Below are 18,585 nucleotides of genomic sequence, written 5' to 3'. Positions count from 1 at the left end.
ACATGGAACGTGTCGGAAAAACGGCCTTAATCGTTGAAGGTGGCGCGATGAGAAGCGTCTTTTCATGCGGCGTGTTGGACCACTTTATGGCAATGGACTTTTCGCCTTTTGACAGCTTTTGGGGAGTATCGGCCGGTGCGAGTAACTTGGCTGCATACCTCGCTAAGATGCCACTAAGGAACAAGCGTATTTATCTTGATTATAGTTTGAGAAAAGAGTTTGTATCGCTCTCTCGTTTTATTCGTGGCGGCGACATGATTGACTTGGACTGGATGTGGGAGATTACCCTTAAAGAACTCGGTATCGATAAGCAAACTTTTGATAGCGATATGCGTCCATTTTTTCTTGTTGTGACGAACAGTGCAACAGGTCAGCCGGAATACCTCACGCCGGACTCTGAGCTATTAGCGGAAACAATGAAGGCGAGTAGCGCACTACCCATTCTTTATCGTAGTGGTGTAGAACTCGACAATGGTCACTTCGTCGATGGCGGCGTGTCGGATTCTATTCCTATCGAAGAGGCGATAAAACGTGGCGCTTCAAAGATCATGATCATACGAAGCCGAGATAAATCGTATAAGAAATCCAAGCCGAAGTTAGGCGCTAGTTATCCTCTGTTTTTGAAAAAAACGCCGGCTCTTATTACGCCAATGCAAACCATCTATGAGCGTTATAATCAAACGCTTGAGCTTATCAATCATCCGCCAAAAGGTATCCAGATATTAGAAGTTTGTCCGCCAGATGGGTTTTCGTTGAGTCGACTGACACAATCGAAGGGAGAACTGACAAAAGCGTATCAGTTGGGTGTAGAAGCCGGCAAACATGCTATCAAGAACTGGCATAAAGAAAGCGAATAGGCAGTGATTGAAATTTTATTAATCCCGAATTAATAAAGCCTCTCGTATCGAGAGGCTTTGTCAGAGCGTTATCTAATGAATCACTCTTTATGGTTGGTTAGCGTAAACACAACCTTGATAAAGAGCATTACCTTGTGCTGAACCAAACTCTGGGTTCGTAAAGTAAGTTGATTCATCATTAATGTTTACGGCTTTATAGATTGAGGAGCGTGCTCCAGCTTCTGCGCGCAGGATACAGATCTCTTTGTTCTGCAGCTTGTTCCAAAGCGTTTTACCTTCACCTTCGCGAGTATCTATCATGCTGCCTTGCTCTGTGATGCTGCCATCTTCAGCCACAATGCCATATTGTTTGATATACCAGTTTTGATAGTCAAAGTCTTTGCGAGCTAGCGTGTGGTGAGTATCAACATAGTCAGTTAGCATGTCACGAACAGCATAGATTGGCTCGTTTGTTGACTGCCATAGGTTATCCGCTTCAGTGATCCAGCCTTTTGACAGCATAGTTGTGCCGTAGCGGTAGTCGTTTACGGCTAGCGTGTAAGTTGCATTCGCATCAAACTCAGTACCTGCGATTTCAACAATGTCGATACGCTCGCCATCGGTGATCTTGTTACCTTCACTGTCTTCAACACGACCTTGTTTGCTTAGGTCCACAACGTACTTGATTGAACCGCCAAAGATGTCGTAGTTGAATGCTGGCATGTTTGGGTTGAACGATACTGTGATGTCGCCTTCTACATATTGGTTGAAGTAGCTGTATGACCATTCCATGTAGTCTTTTAGCTGCTCACCTTTAATCGATACTGCGACAAGTTCGTTGTCGTACATGTACAGGTTTGCACTGTCTTTCTTTTTGTACTCTTGACCGTTAAATAGGTTTGAGCCATCAGAGAAGATTGCCGCAGCAGAAACGTCAACTTTAATGCCTTGTGGGCCTTTCTCTTCGATATTCATGATTTGAATGTCGTTGATCAATGCCGACAGAGGCGAATCAGCGAGTTTAGCGTTGTGAATGGTAGTGTAGAGACGAAGGCCATCGTTGTTTAACACTTGCTCTTCACCGGTCGCTTCATCAGCACCGCCGTTTGCTGAGTTAGTAAAGTTACCTTCAACTTCACCAATCAGTTCGTTCGCATCTGCAACAGATATATCGTGTACCCACTGCATTTTATTTTGCAGCGCAGCGTCTTCTTCAATTTCATCTACTTTTCGGTTTGAAAGCGTCGTATCGACAATCTGCCACTTGCCATTATCGTCTTTCTCAAGCTCGATCTCAGCTTTAGCTAGCGCCCAGCCCCAGTTGCCTGGCTCAATAACTTTTACTTTCGTGTGACGGTTTTCAGAGTTGTACTCTCCTGAGATAGACTTGTCTTCCATCTCAGCTTCGCCATCGATTGAAATCTCAAGCATCTCTTCAGTGTAATCAGAGTCTTTTTCGACTTGCTCGATGAAACGAGCGTGTTCGTGACCCATGAAGATTACGTCAAACTTATCCGCAAGCTTAGACGCAATTTTGTGTACACCGTCGCCATTTTCCTTACGACCGTAGTGAAGTGCACCAATAACCACATCTGGGTTGTACTCGTTGATAACTTCATTTACGGCAGACTCGACAGAAGTAAACTCATCTTTGAAGTCCAAATTGCGGAAGTTGTCAGGTGACGCAGCTTGCCAAACTTTTACCCAAGATGGAGTTAAACCTACGATTGCTACGCGAGCACCGTTAAACTCATAAACCTGATAAGGAGGCAGTAGCGGGATTTCTTGACCTTCAGTTTTACATTCTGTGATGTTGTCTTCCCAGATGATGTTTGAAGAGATAATTGAACCTTTAAAGCCCTCTAAGTTACGGAACAGGAACGAGCGCTCAAAATCAAACTCGTGGTTACCCGGAACCCATAGGTCGTAATCCATAAAGTTCATGGTTTCGACAACTGGGTGAACTGGTTCACTGTTAAATAGCTCAGCTGAATTACCTTGAACGGTATCACCAAGGTCGATCATTAGCATGTTTTCAGCGTTCGCACGCTCTTCGTGAAGAAGAGTCGCAATCTTAGTAAAGCCTGCGTTTACATCTTCATCATCAAGGGCATAGTCATAAGCCCAGATACGACCGTGCATGTCACCTGTAGCACCGATAGTGATTTTCTGGTGATACAGATCTGGATTATCACCACGAACGATCATTGGGCTTTTGTTTTGGAAAGTTTTACAAACCTCCAGTTCAGGTAGATGAACGGGTGGGTTTGTATTGTTGTCATCACTGCTATTACAGCCTGCAATTACCAATGCGGCAGCTACAAGCGAAAGTGGTTTTGAAAATTTATACATATTATTAGCGTCTGCTTTGTTCGAACTCGGCGCTGACTATACGTATAGAGATTTAGAGTAAAACACCTAGTTAATGTAGAGTGTTAGCAAATATGTATTTTGTAAGTTTGGTAATGTTTACTGATGAAGTAAACGATTGCATGTGTTTTTTTGGTGTTCTAAATTACATTTTCGCAACGGAGTAATCGGTTGCGCAAACGGTAAAAACGCTAACATATTAGCTTTGAATTGTGATCTCCGTCGCAATTGATATGCCGTGAAGGTTTATTGAGTTGCAGTGTTCTGTGATGTGTATTTACTTACATTTATATGATTGAATTCGGCTTGTTTTCGGTTGTTTTGGATACAAAAAAACCCGCTATCGAGCGGGTTGGTGAGAGAGGGGGGCTAGCGTCGATAGATGTAACTCGCGATAGCAACAGAAAACGGCACGGTTAGAATCAAGCCAATACTGCCAGCAAGCCCGTGAATCATAGCTAGTGAAATGGCAGGGATATTCATGAATTGCATTACAGGCATCTGGAAGCCCCAAACCATCATAATCGTCGTTAAACTACTACCGACAAACGCAAGCACAAGCGTATTGGTCATGGTGCCAAGAATGTCTCTACCAATTCGAATCGTCGCTAAGAGTCTATCCTTCTCGCTTTGCTCAGGGTTAGCTTCTCTGAGTTCGTGATATGAAGAAACCATTGATATGGCAACATCCATGACCGCACCCAGCGCAGAAATCATAATGGCGACGAACAGCAGCCAGCGAATCTGAATCTGAGCAGAACCACCAAGGTAGAGTAGGTCTTCCCCTTTCTCGAGATACAGCCCGTTAAGCTGTGCCATTTCCCCAAATAACTGCGCGGCAACGCCGGCGGCGACAACTCCAGCTAATGTGCCAAGCATGGCTGATAGAGACTTCTTATTCCATCCAGCGATCAGTAAGAAGTTGACTATGATTTTCAGAGACATCAGGGCTAAAGTGACTAGAACAGGATTCAAGCCAGCAAAAATAGCAGGGATAAGGACGCCAATGAGAAGTGCACCCGTGAAATAAAGTGATACAACGGAGTTGAAACCCTGAAAACCAGCGAGCAGGATGATGAGCGCGACGATTATCCCGAGCATCCAATAGACTGCACTCGCACGGTCATGATTAAAAGGCCAGTATAGAGTACTAGATGCACGGTCGCGTATGAGAAGAATGAATGAATCGCCTTCTTGTAAATAGACATTATGGAGCCGACTTATGTTGTTCTCGACTTCAACCTGCTCACCAATTTGCTCTCCTTCGTCAATCGTAGCGATGACTCTCTGCCTTCCCGTGACAATACTCGGCACCATTGGATCAGGACGAACCTCTTCTCTGAGGATGGTTTCCGCTGTCGCTTTTACAAAAGTTTGCTGGTTGTATGCGGCAGGTCGAAAGCCTTCGCTGACAATGGGGGAGAGATAAAGAATGAGTGTTGCAAGTGCAAGCACTAATGTCGGGAACAGGTAGCGTTGTAGTCGAGTGAGCATGATAAAGGGATAGTATTTACAAAAGGGAGCATATATTAGTCATACAAAAAAAATGTGCAAGTCGAACGAAGCGAGTCTTTCGCTAATTTGGAGAGGGATTAGGGGAGTATGATTATTGTCCAATGACCATTGAGGCTGATGGCTTTTGATTATCTGTAGAGCAATCCTCGTCACACCATTTACGAATCATAGATACGAGCTGCTTTTTCTCCGCAGGCTTCGGAATATAGTCATCCATTAACTCATCGATAGATTGGCGGGCATCAGGTCCGCTTTCCCCTGAGAGCGAAATAATGGGCACAGAGCGGCAGAACTTTCGAATCTCTTCACAGGCTTCAAAGCCATTCATATTAGGCATTCGAATGTCCATGAAAATAAGATCAAAGGCCGTTTGCTTCGCCTTTTCAATGGCTTCCATTCCTGATGCTGCAAGGTGTACATCGACACCTTCTAAAACTAGGTAGCTTTGTACTAAGAGTCGATTCACGTGAGTATCGTCAACGACAAGCACTTTCTTACCTGTCAGTGACACCTTTTTCTTGAGAGCGCCAGCTTCACAAGCTTTAACGAATGAACGCCAGAAACTGTGTTTACTTGAGACCGACAGTGCTGCATCAAACACGTTGTCACTTGGGCTAAGCTCCTCATGAAAATATGAGCGGCAGTACAATATTGGCAGTTCACTCCCTTGTACAGTACTCCGAACCGCATTGGCAATTTCAGATGCTGTGGATGGTTCGCAGTCGGATATCAGGACAAAATCGACCGCGGATGTCTCGATTTGACCTGTCGCCTGATCACTGTTTTGGCTGTAATGAACAGAAACGTCAAAGGCATCATTAAGATATGGGTCAAGAGGTCTCTGCTGTGCGGCAGGAGAGACGACTAGCGCAAGCTTGTTCGATAGGTGTGGTTGAAGACTGGAGCGTAGCTCAGCTTCAAACTCTGAATCATCTACTAAGGGAAAAGAGAGTTTAAATGTAGCATAGACACCTTGTTGGGATGTGCAGCTTATGTTGCCTTTGAATGCCTCCATTACTCTCTTGCAATAGGCAAGTCCAAGACCCGTACCCGAGTCTTTACCATCGGTAAACAGGTCGTCAAAAAGGTGTGGCAGGTTTGACTCTGGAATACCAGGACCATAGTCGGTAACAAGCAAGGTGTTTGCGGTTTTTCCTCGGCTCAGCTTGATGTCTATTTTACTTTCTGGATACTGCTCGAAGTAATACGTTGCGTTCTTAAGCAGGTTAAATATGACGAAGCTAAACAGGGTATCGTCGCCCCAAAACACAAAGTCTTCGAGGGTCAGACTGACGCGCTGCCTATTTTCCGGTTTATTGAAGCTGAAGTCGTTGATGGCTGAAATGGTTAACTCACTAGCAGAGTGCAAAGAGAACAGCTCTGACTTAAGTGTATCGCCGCGTATCTCTGCTAACATCGCATCAATAAAGCGTGTTCCAGATAACACCGCTCGTTTACTCTCGTTAAGCGCTTGATGGAGTTCCTTGATCTCCTCTGAGCTCTGATTCCCCAAGTCGATGCTTTCTTTGCCAAGCACTTTGGTATCGATCTGGTCAAAGTGATATTTGAGCTTGCTAAATGGGTTACGTATTTCGTGGGCGATTGAACCCGCAATGATCTGGCTCTTACGTACTTTTTCTTCGGCGATGATCCAACGGCTAGCCTCGTTGAAAAGCGCATGCAGTCCGACCTCTTGGTCCGCAGTAATTAAAGGGTGCTGTTTAGACTGACGCGCAAGATAGAAGTGGGTAACCTCTTTGCGGCTTCCAAAGATGGGCAGGACCAAAGACACGTTGTTGGCGGAGATGAAACCGACGATCTCGGCAATCTTGTCCCGACCGCCCATATGGTTGTCGAGAATATACTCCAGTTCTTCCTTGATGATGATTCGCTCGCCTTTTGCGAAAAAGTCCAGAAGTAGGGCATCTTTGTCCGCCAGCACTTTTCTTATGTAGCCGCGCTTAACTCCTAATGTTTGATTGAGCTTATCAACCGCATCGTCGCACGAGAATCGGAACTCAGATTCAAGGCTAACTAATTGGTCAATGCTATTACCTGCTTTGCCGTAAAGGAACTGATTAAAGAACCAATAAACTTTCTTGAAGAGCTTTTGATAGAAAAGGCCAGTGATCACTATCCAGCAGAGTAGAGCGATGTTTTGATGACCACCGAAATCCGTGATTATGAGTGCAGGAGCTAAGAAGATGGCGATGTTAGTTAAAGAACTTACGCCGACCAGTGTGATGTATCGACCGCTATAGAATCGATTACACAGTAAAGCGTAACCAATTAATGTCATCTCGAAGACTGACAAGGTGGGGGCAACCCAGACCAGCGAAAAGTCGTCAAAGAAGTAGGGTATAAAGATCATCACAATCAAGGTAGAGACCATAAACAGGATGACACCACCCATCATGTAGCCAGATTTCAACTGTGTTAACCGTAGTTCGCTCTTCCATGCTCGCAGAAAGTTAATAAAAGTCAGACAGATGATGAAAGGAGCGGTAAGGAAAAAGATTGTGTTGTAATCCCCGAAGCGGATTAAAAACTCACCGGCTGCACGGGTCTCTACACTAATGACAGTCATCCCTGGAATGATGTTCACGATAAGGGAGTGGAGCGACAGTCCTACCAAAAGTACTAACTGTAATCGAGATATTTTCCGGCTTTTAGACTTGGAGATGAGCTTACAGGAAAACCAATAAGCTGAGAGAATCGCAAAAGCACAGAAAACATTCGCGCCGATAGCCATGTACCAGGCAACATCAGTGTCATAGTAGGTGAGTAGATCCGATTGAAAGTAAGCGTTAGCGAAGATCCAACACGCGATGAAAAAGGTGTACAGACAGTAAGGGAGGTAGATCGATTGATCTACTCCAAACTGGTTCTCTGCCATCTTATATGACATGTAAACTGTCCATATAAGTACACCAGTACCGATCAAGTACATGATCAGTGCTGGTGTATGGGACAGAGCGTATCCTAGAATTTCATGCATGATGCAAAAAGTGTCTTACTTCTTTTCCGTGCTGACAAAACCTTCTTATAGTACTGCTTATAGTTGCATTCTCCAATAGCTTTAACCATAGGCGCACTTAAAATTAAGCCCTTATAGGTTTGTGGTGCGGTCGGGTTAATTTGTTGATAAGTCATAGGGACATAGCAATCATTGAGGTCACTGTATAAATTTACAGACTGAAAAAAATAGAGCAGCGCGGGTTGTTCGGTAATAACATACACTCCTTTTATACCTACTTGCTTCATAAATATAGAAATATATTTAATTGTCAAAAATAAGATGTTATTGAGTTTACTGACTGGGGCTCCTATTGCCATTCTAATCAACTCACAACAGTCTCGTCCATGTTTGACGTTTTGAATAAAGGATTGATCTAGGCCTTTAGGGTTAGTTAGGTTAAGTTTATTGGCTAAGTTATCATTAAAAATACCTGAAAAGTCTAGTGCTTTTATATTTCTATCCTCCAGTGAAACAGTCCAATTATCGGATTGAAAAAATGGATTGAAAGCCAGCCAATCATTTTTTTCGCGCCAGCGTTGAATTTTTGCCGACGATACCAAGGTTTTGTGACCCTCGTCGTCTTGTTGGTACAATATAAAATGTTCACCTTTAGACGACAGCTCTAGTTCAGATAACATTTCATACCAATGCTGTTGCCTTACAAAGGTTTCAAGATTAATCAGCGTATTGGCACTTGATAGAGGTAGTGATTCGTTTGCGAACTGAGTCCGAAAGCGCCTTTCATCATTTTCAATGTTCTGCACCAGCTCTGCCACGTACCCATCTTCTAATTCGCACCTTCCCAGTAGAACCGCCTGCTCAGATTGCTTGCTCCACTTCAGTAACACATTGTCTAACAGTAAGGTGTATCGCTTATACTCTACCCAGAACGGCAACAACCCACCAAAGAGTGAAAGTGATTGAAGTTCGATGTAGTGGTAGAAGTTGGGAACGCCAAAAAGCGTGGTGTCTTCAACCAGTGCCGACATAGTATCGGAGTTGTATTTTGCATCTAAATTTCCTTCGTAATTACATGAATTATCGAGATTATTTAACTGTTCTAATCGTTTACTGATAATTACCTCAAAAACTTTTCTATCGTCGTTAGCCACAATATAGTTGTGGACTTCTCTCAGAAATAAAGTCTTAACGTCTTCGGTTGATTTCAGGTTGGTGGTATTTAGCGCTAGGGGTTGAGTGCTAGTAATATGGAACTCAGACATTTCTTTTCCTCTTTTGTGGTTAACTAAAGAAATTGTATGCACTAAGTTGCGAAGATCTTTAGAGAAGAGTGAAATGTGTTGCTAAATATGTAGCTTGGCGCGATGTCTGAGTTGTTGCTCGAATATCTTTGTTGAGTATGACTGCGGGATTAAATGAAAGTGTTAATAGAGAGCTAGCTCATTTCTATGTGAACATTCTTTTTGTTAGAACTGACAATAAAAAGGCGAACCAGGTGGGTTCGCCTGTGAGTTTTTCAATCGTTTATTTATATCTCTATAACTAACGCTTGGTAAGGCTTAAGCATCATATTGTGTAATGAACTCAAGGTATTAGAGTAATTATTAATAACGGTTGCTTTTACGCCGTATTCGTAAGTTCTCTCTAAGGTCTGGTTGGTAAAGTTAGCGATGGTGAGCAGTGATTTGCCTTCAAATGTACGAATGTACGCGTAGACATCGCTGTCTTCTGGGTCGAGTAGTGTGTGGTTCCCATACACAATCACACCGCCATACTCCTCACTTTTTCGCAGGGCAATAAGTTGGCGGTAGTGATGGTAGATAGACGTTTCGTCGTTGACGGCTTGCTGTGCATTAATATCGACGTAATTGTCATTGACGGGAAGCCAGGGCGTACCTGTCGTGAAGCCAGCGTGTTTTGTGTCATCCCATTGTACAGGAACACGAGCATGGTCTCGAGAGAAGTCGTTGAGAAAGGCGATAGCGTCTTCATCGGACACACCGCGCTCCATCATTTTCTGATAATGGAACTTCGCCATAAGATCGTTAAACTCTCCAATATCATTGAAGTGTTTATTGGTCATGCCTATCTCTTCACCTTGGTAGATATAAGGTGTGCCGCTCATCATATGAAGCACGGTACCAAGCATCTTGGCGCTGATGACTCGATATTCGGCACAATCAGAACCATAGCGAGATACGGTTCTCGGTTGATCGTGATTACTCCAATAGAGACTGTTCCAGCCTTTTTTGGTAGAGATCGTCTTGCCAGCGCGACATGATTTCTTTGTACTGAACTAAATCGAAATCTTTCTTGACGGCGTTGTGTTCTTCTCGGTCGATGCTGACGTGCTCGAACTGGAAGATCATGCTAATTTCATTACGGTCAGGGTGAGAGTAGTAACGCCCGTCAAGCGTGGTGGTGAAAGGTGTCTCGCCAACAGTGAGCACATCATAATGCTTAAGCACTTTCTCATGCATCTCTCGAAGGTATTGGTGTACGAGTAGGTTATTTGACCAATGCTCCCATCCTGCAACACCTGAATCAAAAATCGTTGCATCTGGGTAGTCTGAAGGCTTACCTATCATGTTGATGACGTCCATTCTAAACCCACCCAAGCCTTTTTTAAGCCAGAAGTGCATCATATCGTAGACCGCTTCTCTTACTTCTGGGTTCGCCCAGTTTAAATCTGGTTGCTTATTGCTAAACAGGTGTAGGTAATATTGCCCTGTGTTTTCATCAAGCGTCCATGCTTTGGGCTTAAAGAACGATTCCCAATTGTTAGGCTCGCTGCCATCTTCTTTGGGATCTTTCCAGATGTACCAGTCGCGTTTCGGATTATCTTTGCTACTTCTGGATTCGATAAACCATGGATGTTCATCTGAGGTGTGATTGACGACTAAATCCATGACTATCTTGATGCCACGCTGATCGGCTTCCTTCAAGAGTCTCTCCATGTCTGCCATGGTCCCAAATTCTGGGGCGATCTCTTGATATCCAGAAATATCATAGCCGTTGTCATCCATTGGTGACTTGTAGACTGGACTTAGCCAAATCACGTTGACGCCTAATCCTTGAATGTAGTCAAGCTTCTCAATAATACCTGGGATATCGCCAATGCCATCGCCATTAGAGTCATTAAAACTTCTAGGATAAATCTGATAAACCACGGCGTCGTGCCACCAACGGCGCTCTAGTTGTTCCGTGCTCATGGAAGTGTTCTCCTTAGCAAGTGAGGTAAGTTCTAACTGCTGCTACGAATAATGAGTTCCGATTCCAGCTGAATAGATTCGTAGGGTAGTTGGCCAAGCGCCATCTGCGCGGCGATTTGACCTTTTTTGGCAATAGGTTGCTGAACGGTTGTCAGTTCGGCTTCGGCAGACTTGGGAATGCCGTCGAAGCCTACGATTCGAGTATTAACGTTGAGCTCTTTTGCCACGGATAGCGCGGCAAGAGCGATCTTGTCACTCATACAGAGCAACACATCGACTTTTCTAGGAGCGGTGAGCGCGCCTCTTAGCATGGTCTTGAGCGTGGCTTCTTCAAGGTCGTGGATCTGCCAAACGTTCTCATTTGACAGTATGATGCCGTTTTCCTCGAGCGCTTGTTTGTAGCCATTAAAGCGACAACGCGAAACGGATTCTTCACTGGAATACAGGTTGTCGAGATTTGCCAACGAGAGCGAGGTAGACGGCTCAAGTCTTAGACCTAATATGAGCACATTGTCGTCGCTGCAGTGGATCGCGTGCATCGCAATATCGTAGCTAGCTTTGTGGTTATCAATGTTAATGGATGGGATATCGGGTAGCGAAAAATCGACGGCGACCACGGGCTTATGCTGCCTTAATATCAAATCTATAATGTTTGAATCGACAGGCTTTCCGTAGACGATGAAGCTATCTGGGATCGTCTCTACCTGGGTGTTTTGATAGTTTTCTCTGCTCGGAGGAAGCAACAGCATATTTACGTGTGCTTCATCTAGGGTTTTGGAGACGCCGGCCAAAAACTCTGTGGCGACAGGGTCTGTGAAGTTGTATGCCAAATTGTCTGCCAGCAAGACCCCAATGACACCTGTTTTACCTGTCCGAAGACTCCGCGCTGTGATGCTTGGTCCGGTATAGCCGAGCTTTTCGCACTCAAGAAGAATGCTTTCTCGCAGCGCCTTAGATAGCTGGCTAGGGCGATTGAAAGCATTGGAGACCGTAGCCGTTGAAACCCCCAAATGGGCGGCGACAGTTTTTAGAGTCGGCTTCTTGCGCTGCATAGCAACCCCTGATTGTCCCTAGATTGAACCAAGAATAGCGAGTGATATTGATTAATTCTAAAACGATTAAGTAAGAATGAAAATGCGACTTTTTGAGGTGGAGTGAATAGTTTGAACTTCGTCATCTTGTTGAAAATAGAGCGACATAAAACATGATCGATGGCACAAGAACTGGTTAGAAAGTGGTCGAAATGTCAATAAGGATTTATGGTAGGTAATATTGGCTTAACCGATTAAGTTATTTTGTTGTGCACGCTACCAATCCGAAAGCCAAGGACTGAAGAGACAAATAAAAAGTATCTAAATACATGGAGTCTTGCTGATGAAAACTTCCCTACTTGCTAGTGCGATAGCGCTTACGATTTCTACCTCCTCTGCGTTTGCTGCTGACCTCAAGTACACACCTGGCGAAGATGCTCGCTTTAACTGGCAGAGCTTTGAAGAGCTTAAAAAAACGGATCTAAAAGGTGAAACTGTCACCATATTTGGACCTTGGTTAACCGAAGATAAAGAACTCGTTGAAAGCGTCATCGCGTATTTTGAGGCGGCGACGGGAGCAACAGTGAACTACTCTGGCTCCGACTCTTTTGAGCAACAAATAGCCATTGACGTCCAAGCGGGTAGTGCGCCGAATATCGCTATTTTCCCTCAACCAGGTCTTGCTGCTGATCTTGCTTCGAAAGGCTTTCTAACGCCTCTGGATCCTAAGATGGGTGAGTGGATTAACGATAACTATGCTGCGGGTTCTTCTTGGGTTGATTTAGGTACGTTTGCAGACAAAGACGGCAAAGATCACTTATATGGATTCTTCTACAAAGTCGACTTGAAGTCTCTGGTTTGGTATGTGCCTGAAAACTTTGAAGATGTCGGGTATGAAGTGCCTGAAACGATGGAAGAGCTAAAAGCGCTGACAGAACAAATCGTTAAAGATGGCGAGACACCTTGGTGTGTAGGGCTCGGTTCAGGCGGTGCAACTGGATGGCCAGCAACCGACTGGGTTGAAGATATGATGCTTCGCACCCAATCCCCTTCTGATTACGACAAGTGGACTACGAACGAGCTTAAGTTCAACGATCCTAAAGTTGTCGGTGCGATTGAAGAGTTCGGATGGTTTGTAAGAAACGATACGTTTGTCGATGGTGGCGCACGCGCAGTCGCTGCGACAGACTTCCGTGATTCGCCTAAGGGTCTGTTTACGTCGCCAGCGAAATGTTACCTACATCGCCAAGCTTCGTTTATTCCAAGTTTCTTCCCTGAAGGCACAGAGCTAGGGACCGATGTCGATTTCTTCTACTTCCCAGCTTACGAATCAAAAGATCTCGGTAAGCCAGTACTTGGTGCAGGTACCATGTGGAGTATCACCAAAGACTCCGAAGCAGCACGTGCTTTCATGGCTTTCCTACAATCGCCAATCGCTCACGAAATCTGGATGGCTCAATCTGGGTTCTTAACACCGCATAAAGGCGTCAACATCGACGCATACGGCAATGATACCCTCAAGAAACAGGGTGAGATCTTGCTCGATGCGACGACGTTCCGCTTTGACGGCTCTGATTTGATGCCTGGTAAGATTGGTGCCGGTGCATTTTGGACTGGTATGGTGGATTACAGTGGCGGTAAATCTGCTGAAGACGTAGCCAACGACATCCAAAAAACATGGGATGCACTTAAGTAATAAGGCATAGTCAGGTGAAACCGGTAGATGCAGTTTTTAGTGTGTCTACCGGTGTTCACATTTCACACCTTTGTTAGGCATCAATAAAGCGAGGTAGTGATGGAACAGCTTTATTCCTCTCTATTTATCATGGTGTTAGGCGTAGCGAGTTGCGTCGTGTACTTTTTTGGCAGTAACTTCTTGCTCACCGTTATTTTCCCGACCAGAAACGTATCCAACCAGACGATGGCGAAGAACCTAAGACGCGCAGCGGCGATTCGTCCTTGGCTGTTCTTGGGTCCAGCGCTTGCGTTTTTAACTCTGTATCTTATCTATCCTGTCTTCGAATCTTTGTACTTATCATTACATGATCGAAATGGAGACCAGTTTGTAGGAATGGGCAACTATACCTGGCTATTTAAGGATCCAGAGTTTAGAGAGTCTCTGTTCAACAATCTGCTGTGGCTGCTTGTGGTTCCAGCAGCGTCGACGTTTTTCGGCTTGGTTATCGCTGCACTCACTGACAGAGTGAGTTGGGGAAACATTGCCAAGAGTTTGGTCTTCATGCCTATGGCGATCTCTTTTATTGGTGCGTCGATTATTTGGAAGTTTGTGTACGACTATCGTGCGCCGGGCTCAGAACAGATAGGGATATTGAATGCTATCGTCGAGGCATTTGGTGGCACAGCTCAAGCTTGGATAACCATCCCGTTTTGGAATAACTTCTTTTTGATGGTCATCTTGATCTGGATTCAAACCGGTTTCGCAATGGTGATCTTAGCGGCAGCACTTCGAGGCATTCCAGAAGAAACGGTGGAAGCGGCTGTCCTTGATGGCGCGAATGGTGTTCAGATTTTCTTTAAGATCTTGATCCCACAAATATGGGGAACGATAGCCGTAGTCTGGACCACGATTACTATTCTTGTGCTTAAGGTGTTCGATATCGTCCTTGCGATGACTAACGGTCAGTGGAGTACTCAGGTGCTCGCCAACATGATGTTTGACTGGATGTTTAGAGGAGGGGGTGATTTCGGTCGTGGCGCTGCGATTGCTGTCATCATAATGATTGCCGTAATTCCAGTTATGGTCTGGAACATGCGCCAAGCGAGCGCACAAATGGAGGACAGATAATGACAAGTAAAGCTGTTGCTCCTACACCGACTGAACCAGATAACGCCAAATTTAGCATGAGTAAGCTTCGCCGCTCGCCGCTAACCATATTGGTTCATTTATCTGTACTTCTGATAGTTATTCTGTGGACGCTCCCTACCGCAGGCCTACTTATTTCTTCATTTAGAGACAAAGATCAATTGGCTTTGTCGGGCTGGTGGACGTCCTTAACTGCATCCGAGCAAAACCTCGTCGCACGGACAGACAACCCAGATACGCAGGTTCAAGAGGGCGATGTCTACGTGCTGTCTGGACAATTATTGGTAGATGGCAGCCCAACAGAGATCATGGCATTTGGTTTTTCATCTCGAGAGCCGACTAAGTTCATGCCAAACGATGTTGCACAAATGCGTAAAGATGGAACGCTCACTGTTACCGAAGACGGTCACTATAAAATGACATCGCCTGAGCCTTTTACTGGCAAGCGCGGAAAGCGAATCTTCTATACCGCAGTGGTGCCTCCTAAGTTCGGGTTGGATAACTATCGTGAAGTATTAACTGCTGAAGGGATAGGGCGCTCATTTATCAACTCGCTGACGGTGACTATTCCGGCCACCATCATTCCAATTCTTATTGCTGCTTACGCCGCTTATGCGTTGTCGTGGATGAAAATGCCAGGGCGCAATTTATTGATCGCGCTCGTTGTTGGTTTGCTTGTCGTGCCATTGCAGATGTCTTTGATCCCACTTCTGCGTTTGTACAACGATATCGGTGCGTTTTTTGGTGTTGGGGCGAAAACCTACCTTGGAATTTGGTTGGCGCATACTGGTTTTGGTCTGCCGCTCGCAATCTATCTACTGCGCAATTATATCTCTAGCTTACCGCGAGAAATCATTGAATCAGCAAAGGTCGACGGCGCTACCGACTTTGAGATCTTTATGCGCATCGTACTGCCTTTGTCGTTCCCCGCATTGGCGTCATTCGCTATTTTCCAGTTCTTATGGGTATGGAATGACTTACTTGTGGCGACCGTATTCTTGGGAACAGGTGAAGAGCATATGGTTCTGACCGCAAGGTTGCGTGAACTATTGGGGTCTCGTGGCGGTAACTGGGAAATCTTAACCGCATCGGCGTTCGTCTCTATTGCTGTGCCGCTATGTGTGTTCTTTGTGCTGCAACGATATTTAGTTCGTGGACTACTTTCTGGTTCTGTTAAATAAGCAGTTCCTGATTCAACGATGTGACTGATTTTAAGATGAGATTAGTGAAATGACAGGATTATCTTTAACAAACGTTAAAAAATCATACGGTGAAACTCAGGTACTGCAAGGGATTGACCTCGAAATCAGTCAAGGAGAGTTTATCGTATTCGTAGGCCCATCAGGCTGCGGAAAATCGACATTACTTCGCATGATTGCGGGGCTTGAAGAGATAACCTCCGGTGAGGTGTGTATTGAAGGCGCGAGAGTCAATGAGCTACCCGCTGCGATGCGCGGTATTGCGATGGTATTCCAAACTTACGCGTTATACCCGCACATGACGGTGTATGACAACATGGCGTTTGCCATGCGAATCGCTAAAGAGTCAAAAGAGGCGATTCATGAGCGCGTGATGGAAGCTGCGCGAATGCTACAACTTGAGCCATACCTAGATCGTTTACCTAAGGCACTATCCGGTGGCCAACGTCAGCGCGTGGCCATTGGACGAGCGATCGTACGTCAGCCGAAGGTGTTCCTATTTGATGAACCATTATCTAACCTAGACGCAGCGCTGCGTGTTCAGACTCGTATTGAAATCGCCAACTTAAAAGAGGCGCTAACTGAAACGACGATGATCTACGTGACACACGATCAGGTCGAAGCGATGACACTAGCCGATCGCATCGTCGTGCTCTCTGCTGGGCGTATTGAGCAAGTTGGTACGCCACTAGAGCTTTATACCGACCCTGCAAACGTCTTTGTTGCGCAGTTCATTGGTTCTCCCGCAATGAACATTAGTCAGGCAAGAATGGAAAAAGCCGGGGAAAAGTCATTAGTGACGGCAGAAAGTGGCCTCAATATCGAAGTGCCAGTGACGTCACAAGAATCCCTAACGGGCTCGAAACTGCAACTTGGTATTCGACCTGAAGATTTTTTGGTGGCAGAGCCAGCCGACGCATTGATGTCTGGGAAGGTACTGTTTGTGGAATCATTAGGAGAAGTCACTCTGCTTCATATTCGAGTAGAAGGGCATGAAGAAACCGTGGTAGCAAAGCTGCCGGGTATTTTGGATTTTCATAAGGGAGAAGAGATTTATCTGAAAGCGGACCCAGAAAAGATCCACTTGTTCAATGAGGATGGCATTTCGCTCAAGCACTTATAAGCAGAATATGAACAGTTCTAAAAGCTCTCGCATCGTCGGGAGCTTTTTGGTTTACCCCCCTCGATTTCAATATTGCTAACATCTTTGCGGCAAATAGCATAAGATACACGCCCTTTACCTAGCACTGAGCCACTTTTTGTAATGACAGATACTACAACGCAAGCGACATTTGCCAGCCTTGGTCTCATTCCAACCCTAGTCGAAAGGCTAGAAGCTTTGGAATATAGCCAGCCAACCCCAATTCAATCTCACACTATCCCTCATGTACTTGAAGGGCGAGATATCGTAGGTGGTGCCAATACGGGTTCTGGTAAGACTGCTGCATTTGCGTTGCCGATTCTTCAGAAAATCTGTCAACAAGAGACATCAGCGAATCGTCGTGGCAACTATGTATCTCATCTGATATTAGTTCCAACTCGTGAATTGGCCTCACAGGTGGCTTACAACGTTAAATCTTACTCTTATCACCTAAGAGATAAGATAAAAACGGTTGCGGTGTTTGGTGGCGTTTCAGTGAACCCTCAGATGCTAGCACTTCGCGGTGGTGCTGACGTTATTGTCGCGACACCGGGTCGCCTACTGGATTTGGTTTCAAGCAATGCCGTTAAGTTGGACCAAGTGAAAACGCTTGTTCTTGATGAAGCAGACCGTATGTTGAGCCTTGGGTTTACCGAGGAACTGAACAAGATCCTGGCATTGCTGCCAGAGAAGAAGCAAACGCTGCTGTTTTCTGCCACGTTCCCTGAAAAAGTGACGAACCTTGCTACAGGTTTGTTGAATGACCCTGTTGAAGTGCAACTTCAAAGTGCCGAAGCCAGTACCTTGGTTCAACGCGTATTCAGCGTTAATAAAGGTCAGAAGACCGCGGTACTTGCACACCTCATCAAAGAGAATCAGTGGCGACAGACGCTGATCTTTGTAAACGCTAAGAACGCTTGTAATCACTTGGCTCAAAAACTGTCAAAGCGCGGCATCACGGCGGAAGTATTCCATGGTGATAAAGGGCAGGGCGCTCGTACTCGCGTACTAGAAGGCTTTAAATCTGGTGAGATTCAAGTGTTGATCGCGACTGATATCGCCGCACGTGGTCTAGATATCGAAAAACTGCCAGTCGTGATTAACTTCGATCTTCCGCGCAGTCCTGCTGACTATATGCACCGAATCGGTCGTAGTGGCCGCGCGGGCGAAGTTGGTCTGGGCTTATCGCTTATTGATTACGATGATTACCACCACTTCAAGGTGATTGAGAAGAAAAACAAGTTCCAGCTAGAGCGCGAGCAAGTTAAAGGTTTTGAAGTAGAAGACGATCAAAGCGAAGCTTACTTTGCTCCAATGAAGCCACGCGCAAAACCAGCTGGCACTGGCAAAAAGAAGAAAAAGCGCAGTCAATAAAGTGAGTTTGGTGGGGAGTAGCGAAATCGGTTTCTGAACCATCACTGTAATCAAATACAAAAAAGCCTTACTTGAAGCATCAAGTAAGGCTTTTTTGTATTTG

Annotated in this window: 11 protein-coding genes and 1 pseudogene; 6 read left to right on the top strand and 6 right to left on the bottom strand. The window is 45.2% G+C overall.

Annotation, left to right across the window (positions count from 1 at the left end):
- Positions 1-2: 2 nt before the first annotated feature.
- Positions 3-857 carry a patatin-like phospholipase family protein gene (locus AC6I8Y_RS20530; RefSeq protein ID WP_498022936.1) on the top strand — a complete coding sequence of 285 codons (855 nt, stop codon included), beginning with the start codon at positions 3-5 and terminating at the stop codon, positions 855-857.
- An 87-nt stretch (positions 858-944) separates the two neighbouring features.
- On the opposite strand, the gene AC6I8Y_RS20525 is transcribed toward AC6I8Y_RS20530, so the two are convergent.
- From AC6I8Y_RS20525 to AC6I8Y_RS20500, 6 genes and pseudogenes are all read right to left on the bottom strand, one after another.
- On the bottom strand, positions 945-3,188 hold the full coding sequence (locus AC6I8Y_RS20525) for a bifunctional metallophosphatase/5'-nucleotidase (protein ID WP_498022934.1): 2,244 nt from the start codon (positions 3,186-3,188) through the stop codon (positions 945-947).
- A 387-nt stretch (positions 3,189-3,575) separates the two neighbouring features.
- Positions 3,576-4,700: a YibE/F family protein gene (locus tag AC6I8Y_RS20520; protein ID WP_394149144.1), complete on the bottom strand. Its 1,125-nt coding sequence runs from the start codon at positions 4,698-4,700 to the stop codon at positions 3,576-3,578.
- Between the two features lie 112 nt (positions 4,701-4,812).
- Positions 4,813-7,629: a response regulator gene (locus AC6I8Y_RS20515; RefSeq protein WP_498022932.1), complete on the bottom strand. Its 2,817-nt coding sequence runs from the start codon at positions 7,627-7,629 to the stop codon at positions 4,813-4,815.
- A gap of 74 nt (positions 7,630-7,703) precedes the next feature.
- A complete protein-coding gene (locus AC6I8Y_RS20510; protein WP_498022930.1) occupies positions 7,704-8,963 on the bottom strand; it encodes an acyl-homoserine-lactone synthase in 1,260 nt (419 codons plus the stop codon).
- Positions 8,964-9,229: 266 nt separating this feature from the next.
- Positions 9,230-10,913, bottom strand: a pseudogene (locus AC6I8Y_RS20505) (glycoside hydrolase family 13 protein).
- A gap of 32 nt (positions 10,914-10,945) precedes the next feature.
- Positions 10,946-11,965: a LacI family DNA-binding transcriptional regulator gene (locus AC6I8Y_RS20500; RefSeq protein ID WP_498022929.1), complete on the bottom strand. Its 1,020-nt coding sequence runs from the start codon at positions 11,963-11,965 to the stop codon at positions 10,946-10,948.
- 322 nt (positions 11,966-12,287) lie between these two features.
- On the opposite strand from AC6I8Y_RS20500, the gene AC6I8Y_RS20495 reads away from it, so the two are divergent.
- The 5 genes from AC6I8Y_RS20495 (at position 12,288) to AC6I8Y_RS20475 (ending at position 18,482) form a co-directional block, all read left to right on the top strand.
- Positions 12,288-13,640 (top strand): ABC transporter substrate-binding protein, encoded by a 1,353-nt coding sequence (locus tag AC6I8Y_RS20495; protein ID WP_498022927.1) that lies wholly within the window; start codon positions 12,288-12,290, stop codon positions 13,638-13,640.
- Between the two features lie 99 nt (positions 13,641-13,739).
- The gene (locus AC6I8Y_RS20490) at positions 13,740-14,750 is read left to right on the top strand and encodes a carbohydrate ABC transporter permease (protein WP_498022926.1); all 1,011 of its coding nucleotides are present in this window, start codon (positions 13,740-13,742) and stop codon (positions 14,748-14,750) included.
- 56 nt (positions 14,751-14,806) lie between these two features.
- Positions 14,807-15,949, top strand: coding sequence for a carbohydrate ABC transporter permease (locus AC6I8Y_RS20485; RefSeq protein ID WP_498019599.1), 1,143 nt, complete (start codon positions 14,807-14,809; stop codon positions 15,947-15,949).
- A 49-nt stretch (positions 15,950-15,998) separates the two neighbouring features.
- Positions 15,999-17,090 (top strand): ABC transporter ATP-binding protein, encoded by a 1,092-nt coding sequence (locus AC6I8Y_RS20480; RefSeq protein WP_394149134.1) that lies wholly within the window; start codon positions 15,999-16,001, stop codon positions 17,088-17,090.
- A 141-nt stretch (positions 17,091-17,231) separates the two neighbouring features.
- Positions 17,232-18,482 (top strand): DEAD/DEAH box helicase, encoded by a 1,251-nt coding sequence (locus tag AC6I8Y_RS20475; protein ID WP_498022924.1) that lies wholly within the window; start codon positions 17,232-17,234, stop codon positions 18,480-18,482.
- The last annotated feature ends 103 nt before the right edge of the window (positions 18,483-18,585 follow it).

Source organism: Vibrio sp. KUL78, from assembly GCF_059725505.1.
This window is presented reverse-complemented; position numbering and strand designations above follow the sequence as displayed.

Coding starts and splice junctions, on each gene's coding strand:
- AC6I8Y_RS20530 (WP_498022936.1), top strand. CDS start 3: ATGGAACGTGTCGGAAAAACGGCCTTAATCGTTGAAGGTGGCGCGATG.
- AC6I8Y_RS20525 (WP_498022934.1), bottom strand. CDS start 3,188: ATGTATAAATTTTCAAAACCACTTTCGCTTGTAGCTGCCGCATTGGTA.
- AC6I8Y_RS20520 (WP_394149144.1), bottom strand. CDS start 4,700: ATGCTCACTCGACTACAACGCTACCTGTTCCCGACATTAGTGCTTGCA.
- AC6I8Y_RS20515 (WP_498022932.1), bottom strand. CDS start 7,629: ATGTCATATAAGATGGCAGAGAACCAGTTTGGAGTAGATCAATCGATC.
- AC6I8Y_RS20510 (WP_498022930.1), bottom strand. CDS start 8,963: ATGTCTGAGTTCCATATTACTAGCACTCAACCCCTAGCGCTAAATACC.
- AC6I8Y_RS20500 (WP_498022929.1), bottom strand. CDS start 11,965: ATGCAGCGCAAGAAGCCGACTCTAAAAACTGTCGCCGCCCATTTGGGG.
- AC6I8Y_RS20495 (WP_498022927.1), top strand. CDS start 12,288: ATGAAAACTTCCCTACTTGCTAGTGCGATAGCGCTTACGATTTCTACC.
- AC6I8Y_RS20490 (WP_498022926.1), top strand. CDS start 13,740: ATGGAACAGCTTTATTCCTCTCTATTTATCATGGTGTTAGGCGTAGCG.
- AC6I8Y_RS20485 (WP_498019599.1), top strand. CDS start 14,807: ATGAGTAAGCTTCGCCGCTCGCCGCTAACCATATTGGTTCATTTATCT.
- AC6I8Y_RS20480 (WP_394149134.1), top strand. CDS start 15,999: ATGACAGGATTATCTTTAACAAACGTTAAAAAATCATACGGTGAAACT.
- AC6I8Y_RS20475 (WP_498022924.1), top strand. CDS start 17,232: ATGACAGATACTACAACGCAAGCGACATTTGCCAGCCTTGGTCTCATT.